The organism is Archangium sp. (genome assembly GCF_057119385.1).
In genome coordinates, this window is record NZ_DBNGVP010000001.1 from 136,294 (window position 1) to 151,584 (window position 15,291).

The 15,291-nt window shown below is 68.3% G+C and carries 13 protein-coding genes and 1 tRNA gene; 5 read left to right on the forward strand and 9 right to left on the reverse strand.

Annotated elements, in window-relative coordinates:
- Positions 1-14: 14 nt before the first annotated feature.
- Both AC16DP_RS00615 and AC16DP_RS00620 read left to right on the forward strand, forming a co-directional pair.
- Positions 15-902: a DUF4846 domain-containing protein gene (locus AC16DP_RS00615; RefSeq protein ID WP_329727657.1), complete on the forward strand. Its 888-nt coding sequence runs from the start codon at positions 15-17 to the stop codon at positions 900-902.
- A 123-nt stretch (positions 903-1,025) separates the two neighbouring features.
- Entirely contained in the window at positions 1,026-2,303 is a 1,278-nt protein-coding gene (locus tag AC16DP_RS00620) for a sensor histidine kinase (protein ID WP_329727658.1), read from the forward strand.
- An 85-nt stretch (positions 2,304-2,388) separates the two neighbouring features.
- On the opposite strand, the gene omp85 is transcribed toward AC16DP_RS00620, so the two are convergent.
- Positions 2,389-3,582: an Omp85 family outer membrane protein gene (gene omp85, locus AC16DP_RS00625; protein ID WP_329727659.1), complete on the reverse strand. Its 1,194-nt coding sequence runs from the start codon at positions 3,580-3,582 to the stop codon at positions 2,389-2,391.
- Positions 3,583-3,749: 167 nt separating this feature from the next.
- On the opposite strand from omp85, the gene AC16DP_RS00630 reads away from it, so the two are divergent.
- Both AC16DP_RS00630 and AC16DP_RS00635 read left to right on the forward strand, forming a co-directional pair.
- Positions 3,750-5,372 (forward strand): alkaline phosphatase family protein, encoded by a 1,623-nt coding sequence (locus tag AC16DP_RS00630; protein WP_329727660.1) that lies wholly within the window; start codon positions 3,750-3,752, stop codon positions 5,370-5,372.
- Positions 5,369-6,451 carry a lysylphosphatidylglycerol synthase transmembrane domain-containing protein gene (locus AC16DP_RS00635; RefSeq protein ID WP_329727661.1) on the forward strand — a complete coding sequence of 361 codons (1,083 nt, stop codon included), beginning with the start codon at positions 5,369-5,371 and terminating at the stop codon, positions 6,449-6,451. Before AC16DP_RS00630 ends, AC16DP_RS00635 begins: the two co-directional genes overlap by 4 nt.
- A gap of 58 nt (positions 6,452-6,509) precedes the next feature.
- Here the strand turns inward: AC16DP_RS00635 and AC16DP_RS00640 are convergent.
- The 8 genes from AC16DP_RS00640 to AC16DP_RS00675 all read right to left on the reverse strand — a co-directional run bounded on the left by AC16DP_RS00640 (position 6,510) and on the right by AC16DP_RS00675 (position 13,156).
- Positions 6,510-6,593 (reverse strand) — tRNA-Leu (locus AC16DP_RS00640).
- Positions 6,594-6,687: 94 nt separating this feature from the next.
- Positions 6,688-7,065: a 2Fe-2S iron-sulfur cluster-binding protein gene (locus AC16DP_RS00645; protein ID WP_329727662.1), complete on the reverse strand. Its 378-nt coding sequence runs from the start codon at positions 7,063-7,065 to the stop codon at positions 6,688-6,690.
- A 1-nt stretch (position 7,066) separates the two neighbouring features.
- On the reverse strand, positions 7,067-8,911 hold the full coding sequence (gene hscA, locus AC16DP_RS00650) for a Fe-S protein assembly chaperone HscA (RefSeq protein WP_329727663.1): 1,845 nt from the start codon (positions 8,909-8,911) through the stop codon (positions 7,067-7,069).
- Positions 8,908-9,474 carry a Fe-S protein assembly co-chaperone HscB gene (gene hscB / locus AC16DP_RS00655; RefSeq protein WP_329727772.1) on the reverse strand — a complete coding sequence of 189 codons (567 nt, stop codon included), beginning with the start codon at positions 9,472-9,474 and terminating at the stop codon, positions 8,908-8,910. Before hscB ends, hscA begins: the two co-directional genes overlap by 4 nt.
- Before the next feature lie 205 nt (positions 9,475-9,679).
- Positions 9,680-10,075, reverse strand: a complete 396-nt coding sequence (locus AC16DP_RS00660) for a HesB/IscA family protein (RefSeq protein WP_329727773.1) — start codon at positions 10,073-10,075, stop codon at positions 9,680-9,682.
- A gap of 29 nt (positions 10,076-10,104) precedes the next feature.
- Positions 10,105-10,503 (reverse strand): Fe-S cluster assembly scaffold IscU, encoded by a 399-nt coding sequence (iscU, locus tag AC16DP_RS00665; protein ID WP_329727664.1) that lies wholly within the window; start codon positions 10,501-10,503, stop codon positions 10,105-10,107.
- A gap of 108 nt (positions 10,504-10,611) precedes the next feature.
- Positions 10,612-11,973 carry an IscS subfamily cysteine desulfurase gene (locus AC16DP_RS00670; RefSeq protein WP_329727774.1) on the reverse strand — a complete coding sequence of 454 codons (1,362 nt, stop codon included), beginning with the start codon at positions 11,971-11,973 and terminating at the stop codon, positions 10,612-10,614.
- Between the two features lie 304 nt (positions 11,974-12,277).
- Entirely contained in the window at positions 12,278-13,156 is an 879-nt protein-coding gene (locus AC16DP_RS00675) for a beta propeller repeat protein (RefSeq protein ID WP_329727665.1), read from the reverse strand.
- Positions 13,157-13,377: 221 nt separating this feature from the next.
- Between AC16DP_RS00675 and AC16DP_RS00680 the strand changes: the two genes are divergently transcribed.
- The gene (locus tag AC16DP_RS00680; RefSeq protein WP_329727666.1) at positions 13,378-15,291 is read left to right on the forward strand and encodes a hypothetical protein; all 1,914 of its coding nucleotides are present in this window, start codon (positions 13,378-13,380) and stop codon (positions 15,289-15,291) included.

Consider the following 15,291-nt stretch of genomic DNA (forward strand, 5'->3'; position numbering starts at 1 on the left):
ATGATGGGCACCCCATGAGGACTCTGCCCCATCGCCTGTTGCTGCTCGTGTCATTCGCCGCCCTTCTGGGGTTCCCGGGTGGGGCGGTGGCGGGTTCCCCCGAGCCCCGTTCGCCCACGAAGGAGGAGCGGGTCCGCTACCCGTGGCTCTCCGCGGAGCGCTCCATCCGCCCGCTCGCCGAGGCCCTTCCACCTCCGTCCGGCTACACGCGGGTGGCTGTCGAGGACGGGTCCTTCGGCGCGTGGTTGCGCGGCCTTCCGCTGCGTCCCCCGGGCACCCCGGTGAATGACTTCGGAGGACAGGAGATCCTGGCCGGGGACCATGCCGCCCTCGCGGCCGTGGCCGAGTTGGATGTGGGCTCGGCCAACCTCCAGCAGTGCGCGGACTCCATCATCCGCCTCCACGCCGAGTGGCAGTGGTCGCGCGGCCAGAAGGAGCGCATCGGCTACCGCTTCACCAGCGGAGACCTGGCCTCCTGGTCGCGCTACGCGGCGGGCGAGCGCGCCCGGGTGTCCGGCTCCAAGGTGTCGTGGGTGAAGAGCGGGCCGGTGGATGGCTCGCGGGCCTCGTTCCGCGCTTACCTGGACCTGGTCTTCACCTACGCGGGCACGCTGTCCCTGGCCAACGAGCGGCAGCGCCCCAAGCGCGCCGACGTGCGGCCGGGCGACTTCTTCGTGCTGGGCGGCAGCCCGGGCCATGCGGTGCTGGTGCTGGACGTGGCGCGCAACGCGAAGGGCGAGCGGGTGGCGCTGCTCGGCCAGGGCTTCATCCCGGCTCAGGACTTCCACGTCCTGTCGCCGGGTGAGGACGGCCCCTGGTTCTCACTGGAAGGAGACGAGGTGGCGACGCCCTTCTGGAAGCCCTTCCCCTGGTCCTCGCTTCGGCGGTTCCCGGGGCTCTGACCCCCGCACGCTCTCCGAGCGAGCGACCGTCCCTGCCTCACCGTGCTCCGGTACACCGTTTAGCTTCAAGGTGTCATGTCCACCGGGCTGAAAGCAGGGCGTGCATCCACTCCTTGGCGGCCCGTGGCCATCTACGCCGTGGTCGCCGGGTCGTGGATCATCCTCTCCGACGTCCTGCTCGCGGGGGTGGTGCGGGGCCTGGGCACGTTCGTCCAGGTGCAGATCCTCAAGGGCTGGTTCTACGTCGCCGCCACCTCGGTCCTCCTGTACGCCCTCATCCGCAAGGACACCGCCGCCCTCCGCGAGTCCGAGGCCCGCCACCGCGCGAGTCTGGAGAGCATGGCCGACGCCCTCATCCTGGTCGATTCCCACGGGCGGATCGTGGAGGCGAACAAGGCCGTGCTGACACTGTTCGGACTGGAGGCGCCCGGGATGCCGGCGGAGCTCCGGCGCTTCATCGAGCTGCTCGATCTCCGCCATCCCGACGGAAGCCCGATCGCCTGGGACGCGCTGCCCAGTCAGCGGGCCTTGAGAGGCGAGACGGTCCGCGAGCAGGAGCTGTTGTCCCGGCATTCCAACGGAGCGCTGCTCCACATCAGCGCGACGGCCTCCCCGGTCGCCACGGAAGCGGGACGGGCGCCGGAGCTGGCGGTGGTGGTGCTGCGCGATCTGACCGGGCTCAAGCGCCTGGAGCGGATGCGCGATGAGTTCCTCTCCACCGCCGCCCACGAGCTGCGCACGCCCATCACCACCATCAAGGGCTACGCCCAGCTCCTGGATCGCTGGACGCCGGGCGGGCACGAGCCTCGTGAGGGTAAGGCCTTCCGGATCCTCAACCGCCAGAGTGATCGGCTCACGCAGCTGGTGCAGGAGCTGCTCGAGGTGTCCCGGCTCCAGCTCGGCCGGCTCGCGTTGCGGCGCCAGCGCTTCGAGCTGGGCGAGCTGGTGGCGGATGTGCTCGAGCGCATGCAGGGCGTGTCCTCCCGGCACCGGCTCGTGTTGCACCAGGAGGGCCACGTGTTCGTGGACGCGGACCGGGAGCGGATCGAGCAGGTGCTCGTCAACCTGTTCGACAACGCCATCAAGTACTCGCCCGAGGGCGGAGACATCGAGGCCCGGGTGGAGGTCCGCGAGGGCTCGGGCGTGGTGTCGATTCGCGACCCGGGGATGGGTATCCCCAAGGAGCGCCAGGGACAACTCTTCGAGCGCTTCTATCGCGCCCATGCCGGGCTCGAGTCGGACCGCGGAGGCATGGGGATCGGCCTGCACCTGTGCGAGCAGATCGTCCAGCGGCACGGTGGCCGCATCTGGTTCGAGAGTGAAGTGGGGAAGGGGTCGATCTTCTCGTTCAGCCTCGCGTTGGCACAGCAGGTTGGACAGGAGCACGAGGCTCGGGTGTGAACCCGGGACGCGTGGCACCCTCACCCCGTCCCTCTCCCGGAGGGCGAGGGGATATTGGGGCTCGGAACCTCAGGGGTCTGGTGCTTCAGAACATGTGGCCGAAGTTCAGGTAGATGCGCTGGCGGCCCGTCTCCGGGGACATGGCCCAGTCGAAGCGCACCACCGCGGCTCGCCGCGCCAGCCGCAGCCCCGCGCCCACTCCCGGGTGCCACTTCCACCACGGCCCGTTCTCCACGCCCGGGTGCCACACCCGCCCCAGGTCCACGAAGCCCACCGCACCCGCGATCACCGGCGAGCCGAACAGGTTGAAGTCGAAGGCCCGGTACCGCAGCTCCGTGTTCGTGAACGCCTTGATGTTGCCCGCGAACCGGTTGCGCTCGATGCCGCGCACGCTGCTCATGCCGCCAATGCCCTCGGAGGAGCTCACGCCCCCCGTGTTCACCCACTCGAAGAAGGGCACCTGGCCGAACAGCATGTCCAGCGTCACCCGCTGCGCCAGGATGAAGCGCGGGCCCAGCTGCCAGTAACGCCGCTCGCTCAGCGTCACGCCCGCGTACTGGTAGCGGCTGCCGGTGGCGGTGCCCGACACGCGCAGGCTCACCTCCTCCACGCCTCCGCGCACCGGATCCGACTCGTTGTCACGCGTGTCCCACAGCACACCCGCGGTGATCTGCCCCGTGGCTCCTCCCTGGATGCCCTCGGGCTTGAGCTGCGCCAGCACCGAGGCCTCGAACGGATCCACCTCCGTGTACCGCCACGAGTAACCCACGTAGGACTGGAAGGGGTGGTTCTCTCCCCAGGGCCGGCCGCGCAGGCGTACCCACGCGCCCGGCGCGTTCTTCGTGTAGTTGAAGCGCTCCTGCGTCTCATCGCCGTTGAAGTCCTGCGCGGACACGTTGCCCGCTCCGTAGAAGGGGCTGCGCAGCTCGCGCCGGTACTCCAGGCGGAACTCCAGGCGCATGGGGCCGATGAGCCGCGGCCCGTCGTAGCGCAGGTAGTGGCTCTGCTGGCCCCGGCTGGTGAACATCGCCTGGAGGGAGATGGCGTGCCGGTAGGGGATGTAGCCGGGTGAATACAGGTAGGCGCCGGCCACGCCGCCGTACGTGAAGCCCTGGTCCGAGTTGTAGCTCAACAAGGGGATCGCGATGGCGTCGATGCCCTTCTCCTTCTTCGCCGGCTGCTCCGCGGGAGCGGTAGCCGTGGGAGCAGCGGGAAGGGCATCCGGCGGAGCAGCCGTGGCGGTGGCCAGCGTCGTCAACAGCAGCGCGGTCGTGAGCATCACAGCCCAAGGTGCCACGCGAAGAAGGGATGGGACCATCTTCACGTTCGGGGGCCATGCCCGTCTGGCTGCTCTCCAGCGGACCGCCCCGGAATACCCGGCTGGTGTCCGCCCGCGTGCGCATATCTGGGGCGCATCGTGGTGCTGGGGGGAGGGGAGACGAGACCGTGAAAGAAGTCATCAACCCGCAGTTGCAGGCGTGGGCTCGAGACTACGTGTGGCGTGTGGGGTCGAAGGTCGGCCCATTGTCGTCTTCACGCCGTCGCAAGTTGCTCGTCGTCCATCTGGACGGCGTGCCCAAGGCGCATCTGGACGAGGCCGTCCGCACCGGACGCATGCCCTTCCTGTCCAGGCTGGTGACCTCGGGGACCTATGCGTTGGACGGAGCGTTCTGGGGCTCGCCTGCCTCCACGCCCTTCTTCCAGGCGGGCTTCCTCTACGGCCTGCGCCATCCCAACCTGCCGGCCTACACCTGGTTCGACCGGGAGCTCGGCCGCAGGGTGCAGATGAACACCCCCACGGACACGATCGCCGTGGAGTCGCGGCTGGGTTGCCGCCCCGGCTCCAGTCTGCTGTCCGGCGGCGGGCACACGTACTTCTCGCTCTTCCAGGCCGAGGCCAACAATCGTCTCTGCATGAGCTCGCTGGCCAGCTACAAGGTCATGGTCCGCGGCTTCAAGTACGAGATGGAGGGCATCCTCGCGGCCCGCACGCAGACGCCGTTCTCGTACATCCGCTCGCTCGGGCGCGACGCGTGGAGCTCCTTCACGGAGATCTACCGCTGGGCCCGCGCGCTCCGCGACTGGCGCCATGAGAGCGGCTTCCTCATGAGCCGCGTCCTGCTGCAGCGGCTCGGGTGGAGCTTCGCCCACACCAAGGCCCTGGTGGACATGGTGCGCGGCGTGCCCTCCGTCTACCTCGTCTACGGCAACTACGACGAGGTGGCCCACCGCCGCGGTCCGCGCTCGGAACAGGCCATGGCGGAGCTGCGGCGCGTGGACGCCTACCTCGCCGAGCTCTACGCCGTGGCCCAGGCGGTGGAGCCCGGCTACGACCTCGTCTTCCTCACGGACCACGGCCACGTGGACAGCCACCCCATCGAGCAGCGCGGAGGCCGCCAGCGCCTGGAGGACATCCTCCTGCGCGGCGCGCCGCTGCCCCTGTCCGAGGACATCGCGCGGGCGCTGCTCGACGGCCGCCCGCACCCGGTGGACGCGCCCCATGCGCCGCAGGAGCCGGTGGTCATCGAGTCCGGCAACTTCTCCCATGTCTACCTGACGCGCGAGCGCGAGCCGCTCGAGGCCACGCAGCTGGTGGCGCGCCACCCGGAGGTGCTCGCGAGGGCCATGGGCCATCCGGACATCGCCATCGTGGCGCTGCGCCGGGGTGACTCGGCGGTGGCCATCATCGGCGGCGGGGTGTACGGGCCGGACGAGATCGACAGCGCGCCGCTGGACGCGGAGTTCTCGCGCCGCGCGGTGGCGGACTTCCTGCGCGAGCTGCCCCACATGCCCACCGCGGGAGACCTGGTGCTCTACGGCCAGGCGGTCTCCAAGGGCGGCACGGTGGGCTTCGCCTGGGAGTTCGGCTCGCACGGCGGCCTCACCCGCACGGAGACCAACAGCGTCATCTGCTGGCCCACGAGCCTCCCGGTGGACCTGTCCGGACTGAGCCACGTCACGCAGTTGCACGACCGGCTGTCCGAGGTGTACCGCGACGGCGCCCGGCCCCTGGTGCGTCCGGAGGACTCGCCGGAGGACTCGGAGGAGAGGTGGGCGGAGGCGACATGAAACGCCCCGCGGGCCGGACGTTCCTCAAGGCACTGGCGGTGGGGGTGGGGGTGGCGTTGTCCGCCGCCCTCATCACCAGCGTCTTCTTCCAGTTGAACCCGCGTGGGGCCGGGCCCCTGCTCGTCCCACGCTTCCCGCTGGAGAAGTTCGTCCGCGACCTGCCGGGCCACTTGCGGTGGCTCATCCCCTTCATGCTGCTCTCCGCGGCCATCATCCCGCTGCGGGCGGTGCAGTGGCAGAGGACGCTGAGCAAGCCCGTCCCCCTGCTCGAGCGCTACCACCTGGTGGCCATTGGCGCCTTCACCCACAACGCGGTGCCCGGGAAGCTCGGGGACGTCATGCGCTCGTTCCTGATGTCGCGCACCCAGCGCATCCCCTTCCTGCAGTCGCTCGGCTCGGTGCTGGTGTGCAAGCTGCTGGAGTTCGCCGCGCTGATGGGGCTGTTGGCCGTGTCCTTCCTCGGGCCCTTGGGCGAGACGATGTCCGGGTTCGCCGGTCCGCTGCGGATCGCCGTGGGGGTGTGCGTGGGACTGGTGGTGCTGGTGGTGCTGCTGGCCCACTACGCGCTGCCGCTGGCCCGCTGGTTGGAGCGCAAGCACCGGCTGCCGCGGGCCCGGCACCTGCTGGGGCACGTGTCCGAGGGGCTGGGCACCGCGCGCAGCTTCCGGGGCATGGCCAAGGCGCTGGTCTTCTCCGTGGGGCCGGTGCTGGCGCCCGCCCTGGCCTATGGGTTGGCCCTTCGGGGCATCGGCGTGCGCGGGGGCCTCTTCGCTGGTGCCGTCATCCTGGGCGCCATCGCGCTCGGCCAGGCCCCCGGGGTGCCGGCGGGCACGGGCATCTACTTCGGGGTGACGAGCGGGGTGACGAGAGGCCTGCTGGGGGCCACACCCGAGGACGCGGCGGCCTTCTCCATCCTCACCTGGCTGGGCACCGTGCTGAGCCAGGTGGCGGTGGGGGCGATCTCCGTCCGCTTCCGGGGCATCCGGCTGAAGGACCTCCGCAAGGGCGGAAGCCTGGCACGCGAGGCCACCAGCCACGTGGCCCACGAGGCCGTGCAGCCCGTCCACACCCCGGGCTGACGCGGGGGAGTGCTGAAAAAGAAAAAGGCCCCGACTTTTCAGTCGGGGCCTTCTTCAGTGCCCAGGAGAGGACTCGAACCTCCATGCCCTTGCAGGCGCTAGACCCTGAATCTAGTGTGTCTACCAATTCCACCACCTGGGCAGGCGGTGCGTCTCGCTCGGCGGTGCGTTGCGTCGCGTTGACGGGAGCGGTGTATAGATGCCTGAACCGTCCCCGTCAAGCACATGTTTCAACATCACTTCTTCAACGGCCATTTCCCCTCGGACTCGAGCCGGCGCCGGACGGCGGGGTTCTCATCCATGTAGGCCGTGAGGGACTCCTCCGTGATCTCCACGGAGATGTCCTCATTCCCCAGCTCGGTCTGGCAGGACAGGCGGGAGTACGGGCGCACGTCGAACCCCATGTCCAGCCGGTCCATCTCCTGGTCCGTCTGTTCGGAGAGGGACTCGAGGCCCTTGCGCACCCAGATGTGGCAGGTGGAACAGGCGCAGACCCCGCCGCACGAGTGACCCACCTGGGCGCCGGCCTTCTCGGCGGCATCCAGCAGGGTGGTCCCCGTGGACACGTCCACGGTGACGTCTTGCAGGGGGCTCTTGAAGTGGACCTTGGGCACGTCAGAACTCCTCGACCGAATGGCCCGCGACGACCTTCGTCAGGGCCTGGTTCATCACCCGCTCGACGAACGGCTTGCACACGTCGTCCAGGGCATGGATGGCTTCCTTGAGGGCGTGGTGGTCGTTCCCCTGGGCCATCTCGCGCACCTTCGCCATGGCCGCCTCGATGGAGGCCCGCTCCCCGTCCGCCAGCAGCTCCCCGTGCTCGCCGAGCTGCCGCTGAGCCTCGGTGAGGACACGCTCGGCCTCCACCCGCTGCTCGCGCAGCTGGCGCACCTGCACGTCGTCCTCGGCGTGGTCGATGGAGTCGAGCAGCATGTTCTCGATCTCCTCGTCCGTGAGGCCGTGGCTGGGCTTCACCGTGATGGACTGGGTGGTGCCGGTGCTCTGCTCCTTGGCCGTGACGGCGAGGATGCCGTCCGCGTCCACCTGGAAGCGCACCTCCACGCGAGCCATACCGGCGGGCAGGGGAGGAATGCCACTCAGCGTGAAACGGGCGAGGCTGCGGCAGTCCTCCACCAGCTCGCGCTCGCCCTGGAGCACGTGGACGTCCAGACCCGTCTGGCCATCCTTGAAGGTGGTGAAGACCTGGGCCGCGGCGGTGGGGATGGTGGAGTTGCGCTGAATCAGCTTCTCCACCAGGCCGCCCATCGTCTCCAGGCCGAGCGACAGGGGGATGACGTCCAGCAGGAGCACCTCGTCCTGCCGGTCCACGTTGGTGAGCAGGTCCGCCTGCACGGCGGCCCCGAGGGCCACCACCTGGTCCGGGTCGATGTCACTGAGCGGCTCGCGGCCGAAGAGCTCGGCGACGAAGCGGCGCACGGCGGGCACGCGGGTGGCGCCGCCCACGAGGATGACGCCATCCAGCTCCGAGGCCGTCACGCCCGCGTCCTTGAGGGCCCGGCGGCACACCACGCCCGTCTTCTGGATGAGCGGGCGGATCCACTCCTCGAAGTCCGAGCGCTTCAGCGTCTGCCGGTGCGAGCCCACGGTGAGCTCCACCTCGGGCGCGCCGGTGAGGGCCTCCTTGGCCTTGCGTGAGGCTGCCAGCACCTCGGCCACCAGCGACGGGGAGGGGGAGGTCTGGCCCAGGGCCTCCAGCACGCGCTGGGCGATGGCCCGGTCGAAGTCATCGCCGCCCAGGGCCGAGTCACCGCCGGTGGACTTCACCTCGAAGACGCCGTCCACCAGCTTGAGGAGGGAGACGTCGAAGGTGCCGCCGCCGAGGTCGTACACCGCGTAGGTGCCCTGGCTGCCCTTGTCGAGCCCGTAGGCGAGCGCCGCCGCGGTGGGCTCGTTGAGCAGGCGCAGCACCTCGAGGCCCGCGAGCCGGCCCGCGTCCTTGGTGGCCTGGCGCTGGGCGTCGTCGAAGTAGGCGGGCACGGTGATGACGGCCTGCTCCACCCGGCCCGAGAAGTAGCTCTCCGCGCGGCGCTTGAGGGCGCGCAGGATTTCGCCGGACACCTCGATGGGCGTCACCGGCTGGCCACCGGACACCTCGAAGCGCACCACCTTGCCGCCGCTGGCGAACTTGTAGGCCCCCAGCTTGCGCGTCTCCGCGTCCTCCGGGCTGCGGCCCATGAAGCGCTTCACGGAGAGGATGGTGTCCGTGGGGTGCTCGGCCGCGAGCGTCTTCGCCCGCGCCCCCACCACCACGCCCCCGTCCTTCCCGTAGTGCACCACCGAGGGCAGGAGGTTGGACTCCCCCTCGTCCGCCGCCAGGCACCGGGGCTTGCCCTGGATGACGCTCGCCACCAGCGAGTTCGTCGTTCCCAGGTCGATCCCCACCGCGTGCCCCTTGGGCTTGAGGGGATCGTGAATCTGCAGGTAGCCGTTCTTGCTCACGACAGCATCTCCTCCTCGAACGTCTCCACCTGCTCGAGGAAGCGCGTGAAGTACCTCACCCGTCCCAGCGCGTGCGACGCCTTTTTCACCGATGACTCGGCCGGGGGGCCCTTTTCCAGGGTGCGCAGCGTGTCCACGGCCTCCTGGAGGGCGGCCTTGCGGCGCGTCTCCACGTCCGCGGCCATCTTCTGGGCCCGGTCCAGATTCTTCGCTTCCATCGCCTCGTCGAGCGCCTCGCGCAGCTCCATGACCTCCTCGAGGAACTCGAGGGGCATGTCCTTCTGCGCTCCGGCGTCCTCCCGCTCCAGGTCCACCCCGAGCAGCTTCAACAGGTAGAAGGCCCGCCGGGTGGGGTCCTTGAGCGTCTTCGTCGCCTCGTTGAGCGCCGTCGTCTGCTCCAGGGACAGCCGGCGCTCGCGCGCCTCGGCCTGGGCGAAGCGGTCCGGGTGCAGCTTCAGCGACAGCTCCCGGTACTGGCGCTCCAGCGCCGCCACGTCCACGTCGTACGCCCGGGGAAGACCGAAGACGTCGAAGTGGGTCGCTCCCGGTGGCCGGGCGGCGATCTTCCCGCACTCCGGACAGAAGGGGCGTCCCCGCGTGTCCTTCTCACAGTTCCAGCACTTCACTTCGGTGGCCCCTTTCCGGGGGAAAATCAAAGGGCCCGGCTTTGCGCGGCCGAGCCCCCAGTGACTCTCTCATCCCGAGGTTCAACCCGGGATGCTCGATACCCTCACCCCGTCCCTCTCCCGAGGGGAGAGGGGAGGGCGGTCAGACGGAGAAGCTCTCGCCGCAGCCGCACGAGCCCTTCACGTTCGGGTTGTTCAGCTTGAACCCCGAGGCCATCAGCGTCGACTCGTACACGATCTCCGTGCCGAGCAGATACAGGTAGCTCTTCGGATCCACGAACACCCGCACCCCGTCCCGCTCGAAGATCTTGTCCTTCTCGCGCGGCTTCTCCGCCCACTCCATCACGTACGCCAGCCCCGAGCACCCTCCACCCCGCACCGCGATGCGCAGCCCCGCCTCGGGCGTCTGCCGCTCCGCCAGCAGCTTCTTCAGCTGCTCCACCGCGCTCTCGTGCAGCGTGATGCCCCGCGCCGGCTTCGCGGCCGCGGCAGGCGCCGTCGGCGTCTGGCTCGTCTGTGTCGTCGCCTGCTCGTTCATCACGTGCCTCCTCCTTCAACCCGTCCTGCTCAGGCCTTCTGCTGCCGCGCCTCGCGCTTCTTCTTGAAGTCCTCGATGGCCGCCTTGATGGCGTCCTCGGCCAGCACCGAGCAGTGGATCTTCACCGGCGGCAGCGCCAGCTCGCGGGCCACGTCCTTGTTGGAGATGGTCATCGCCTGGTCCACCGTCTTGCCCTTCACCCACTCGGTCACCAGCGAGCTGGACGCGATGGCCGAGCCGCACCCGAACGTCTTGAACCTGGCGTCCTCGATGATGCCCTCGTCGCTGATCTTCAGCTGCAGGCGCATCACGTCGCCGCACGCCGGAGCGCCCACCAGGCCCGTGCCCACGTTCGGGTCGGCCTTGTCGAGCGTGCCGACATTGCGGGGGTTCTCGTAGTGGTCGATGACTTTGTCGCTGTAAGCCATGGTGTTTCCCTACCTATATGAAGCCGTGTCACCGGGTCCGTTACCCGGCGACCGTGCCGGGGCTGGGGGCCCGCTCGCCCTCCAAGCGGGGGAGGGCTCAAAACGGGGCTAGTGCGCCGTCCACTCGATGCTCTTCAGGTCGATGCCCTCCTTGGCCATCTCGTACAGGGGGCTCATCTCGCGCAGGCGGTTCACCTTGTCCACCATGAGCTTGATGACGTAGTCGACCTCTTCCTCGGTGTTGAAGCGGCCCAGGCCGAAGCGGATGGAGCTGTGCGCCAGCTCCTCCTCCACGCCGCACGCGCGCAGCACGTACGAGGGCTCCAGCGACGCCGAGGTGCACGCCGAGCCGGAGGACACCGCCACGTCCTTGATGGCCATCATCAGCGCCTCGCCCTCGACGTAGGCGAACGAGATGTTGAGGTTGCCCGGCAGCCGGTGCTCCAGCGAGCCGTTCACCGTCACCATGTCCAGCTGGTCCGTAATGCCCTTGCGCAGCTTCTCGCGCAGGCGGAGCAGGCGCGCGGACTCGTCGGCCATCTCCAGGCGGGCGAGCTCCGCCGCCTTGCCGAAGCCCACGATGGCCGCCACGTTCAGCGTGCCCGAGCGCATACCACGCTCATGGCCACCGCCGTCGATGATGGGGGCGATGCGCACGCGCGGCTTGCGGCGCACGTAGAGCGCGCCCACGCCCTTGGGGCCGTACATCTTGTGCGAGGTGATGGACGCCAGGTCGACGTTCATCTCCTCCACGTTGAAGGGCACCTTGCCGATGCCCTGCACCGCGTCGCAGTGGAAGAGGATGCCCTTCTGGCGGCACAGCTTGCCGATCTCCGCCACCGGCTGCACGGTGCCGATCTCGTTGTTGGCGAGCATGATGGAGACCAGGATGGTCTTGTCCGTCATGGCCGCCTCGAGCTTCTTCATGTCCACCCGGCCGTCCTTCTCCACGTCCAGGTAGGTGACGCGCGCGCCGCCGGTGGGCATCTCCGCCCACTGCCGGTACACGGCGTCGTTGTCCAGGTCGTGCTTGATGGACAGCTCGGCGAGGTGGTCGCGCGACACGGGCGCGCCGGTGAGCTGGGCCAGCCGCATCAGCTTCAGCTCGTCCAGCCGCTCCTGGCGGATGCGCTCCAGGCGCTTGCAGGTGTCGAGCACCGCCTTGTGCTCGGTCTTCAGGGTGATGATGTGATCACCCTTCTCCTTGTAGAACTCGACCACGCCCTTGATGGCGAGGTTGTCGGACTCGGTGGCGCCGGAGGTGAAGACGAGCTCCTTGTCGGACGCGCCGATGAGCGCCGCCACCTGCTTGCGCGCCTGCTCCACCGCCGCCTCGGCCTTCCAGCCGAAGGGGTGGTTGCGCGACGCGGCATTGCCGAAGTCCTCACGGAGGTACGGCATCATCGCCTCCAGCACCCGCGGATCCATCGGGGTGGTGGCGTGGTTGTCCATGTAGATGGGCAGCTTCAGCATCTCGGTAAACCTTCCGGGCGGCTGTCCGGCCGCTCGCCGCGGGGGCCGGATAACCCCGCGTGCTCTCTAGGTGCTCCTACATGGACACACCTAATGTGGACTGGACCGGTCAAATATAAAAGAGGGCCCCCCCCGGTCAAGACGACATAAGGGGAAGGCGCTCCAGCCCTCTTCAACCACGAATCGGACCGATTCAGTCCACTATACACGGTTGCCCCCACCTGGCACCTGTCCGAGGGGCTCCCGAGCCCCTTGGGGCCTGGGAGGCGTCAGGTGGCAGGTCTGGCTACAGGCCCTTCGCTCAGGCGAGGTGCAGCAGGTGCGCACCGTCCAGGCGTACGGCGACGCCAGTGGCGGTGAGGGTCGCGTTGTATTGCGACATGTAGACGGCGGTGGCGCCAGCACTCAGGTGTTTGATGGAGACGTTGCCGATGGGGCGGCGCCAGACAGGGGAAATAGGCCGTTCGGGGCCGGCGATGAACAGGGTCATGCCATCGGTGCCGAGCCATGCGCCGGGCGCCCAGGGCAGGGGCTCCCACTGCGAACCCTCTGTCGGCGCCAACCAGCGCAGGGTGTCGAGCCAGGAGCCGTCGGGCGCCTCATCGGGCGGCAGCGGGGTCCAGGCCGCATCGGCCTCGCGACGTGCGTACAGGCCGCCGTGGAAGGCCAGCCATGCGTCGCCGACGCGGCTGATGATGGGCGCGCCGGAGCCGGCCAGGAGTGGCGGAAAGCCCTGGCTCCAATCCTCCAGCAGTGGTTCGCCCGCATGGCCGCGGTAGATGCGCATGCGGTTGGTGGTGACGAGTACCTCGTTGGTGCCCATGGGAAACAGTCTGGCGATGAGCTCGGAGCCGGTGTGGGGGAGCCGCCATTTGACCACCGGGGTGCTCGAGGTGACGGCCACCACGTGATTCCTGGCCGAAATCAAGAGTTCCTCTCCCAGCAAGATGGCGGCTCCCCCGACCCGTTCGCCGGGAAGGGGTATGGCGGTCCACCGGGCACCTTCGTCACGTGATTCGTACAGCATGTCGCCAGTCACCGCGAGCCATCGGTTCGGGCGAGCCACGACAGTATGAATACACTCAGGTGCGGTGAGCGGTGTGAATGTGGCGCCAGCGTCGTCGCTGCGGTAGAGGCGGGTCTCGCTGCCAAGACCACTGCGACGGGCGAGCAGGAGCACGGTCTCTCCGGCGACGGGAACGAAGGTGCTCTCGAAGCAGTCGTTGGGTCCGGGGAACATACACCTCAACATAGCGGCACGGCCGGAGACGGCTCCAGCAGCCAACTCGACTTTCGCCATTGTGCCAAACGCACGAGCAGCTTCATCCAGGGGCTTCATTGGCAACGAATGGGAGTCAGTTGTGCCGGCTGCGCAAGCCCACCAGGGTCCTCGGAGGTGTTATGTCTCAAACCCGGTTGCAGTTCCCTCATGCGCTGGTGTTGGCGGTGCGCCTGACTTGCCTCTTCATGGTGCCGGGCGCACGGGTGCGTGCCGCCAGCCTGGCCCTGGTGCTCGCTTCCTTGATGGGCTCTGGCAGGGTGTGGGCGTCCGGGCCGCCTTCATGGAGCGGAAGGGACGGCCAGAGGACGTGTTCCGCGGTGCAGTGCCCCCTGGTCGCACTTCCAGTCGGCGCGCTCTTCCCTGTGTGGCGGCAGGCGGAGCTGTGCATCCAGGAGATTTATAATGATGAGCATCAGGAGAATGTGGTCAGCCGCAACAAGGAATGGCTTTCTTACACCGGAATACGACCGGAACAGATCCGCGCACTGCGCTGTCTGAAGAAGGAGGGATTCACGGGCAAATCGGGCATGGCCGCGGGCGAGCCGGACCTGTGGGATTTCACCGAGAGGACCATGTACGAAATCACGACTCCTTCGGGTGTGGCCTTCCGCAAGGGCAAGCTCGCGGTGCAGCTCGAGCTCGCCAATGACATCTGCTCGAAGATGGAGTGCGGCGGCGTCACCTTTCGTCCGGGGAGCTGGTTTCCCAAGGGGCCCTGTTATGCATTGGGCGGCGCTCTGTACATGCGCGTCGAGAACGTCAGTGGCGTCCTGGTCTATCACGCGCTCATGGACGGGACGAAGGAGGCGGCCCTCGCCACCACCCTCACGACACTCGCGGCGCTCTTGAAGAGTGGTCTCCTGCAACGGTTCGCCGGGGCGCTCGGGCAGAGGCTCGGCAGCAGGGTGGTACCGGGCTATGCGGTGGCGTCGGCGATGGCGGTGATCATCCTGCTCGAGTCGGGACGGGCGGAAGCGAGGGTGGGCTTCGGTGGCGACGAGCCGCTGGCCGCGCTGTTCAAGTTGCTCGAGCACAAGGGCACACCCGTACCGCCCGAGATCCGCCAGATGCTCGAGAACGAGCCAACGCTGAAGAGGGCGGTCGAAGACGCCATGACCGGCAAGAAGGGTCTGACGCGGGCGCAGAAGGAACTGAACGGCAGGGTCCTTCAAATCATCAAGGACAACCAGGAGCGTTCCAGTGCGGAAGACCTCTCCCTGCTGCTGGGCATGACGCGGTTGGCGGGGTCGGCCCTGCCCGCGTCGGACGTGACGGTCCAGACACTCCAGAATGCGCTCGAGGCCAAGAAGGCCGGCAAGTCCGGCAGCGGGAACAACGCGGACCGCGGCAGGAGCGGTGGATTGAGCACGGCGGCGAAGGCGAAGATCGATGATGCCCCAGAGGCGAAGCGCAAGGTCTTCGATGCCCTGTTCAGCCGCACCAGCAAGGATCGTCCCGTTCTCACCGATGACGCGCTGAACCTGTTTCTCTCCATTGTTCCGCCCGACCTGAGCGACGGCGAGGTTTCGGTGCTCGTCTCTCGGCTTCAGCCTTGGGTGGGCGGCTCCGTCGCCGACGTGCTGGCGGGCCTGACGACGGCTGTGGCGGAACTGCGGTTGCCGGATACGGGAGCGAAGCTGCCGGAGGCCGTCACCGATGGCACGATTGGCACGGGTGCCGCGCCGCCGGATTCACGGGAATCGTCCAAGGAACTGATGGCGACACTGGCCTCCGTCGTGCGCCTCGGCGACTACTCGCGGGTGGAGGAGGGCACGCTCTACTTCGAGTCGAAAAGAAACGAGCTCGAGACCGGCTCGACGCTGACGAAGCCGTTGCTCACGATATTGGGAGGCAAGCGTCTCGCCGCCCTGGTCACGTTCAAGGTGACCGGTACCGGGGACGATTGGGTACAAGTGATGATTCTCGGCTCGAGTGTATGGGTCGACGCGGACCAGAACCCATGGGGCGAGGTGGACGAGCTCGTGTCGAACGAGCCGGTCCGATTATTCTGGTACGACGCCCAGAAGAAGTGA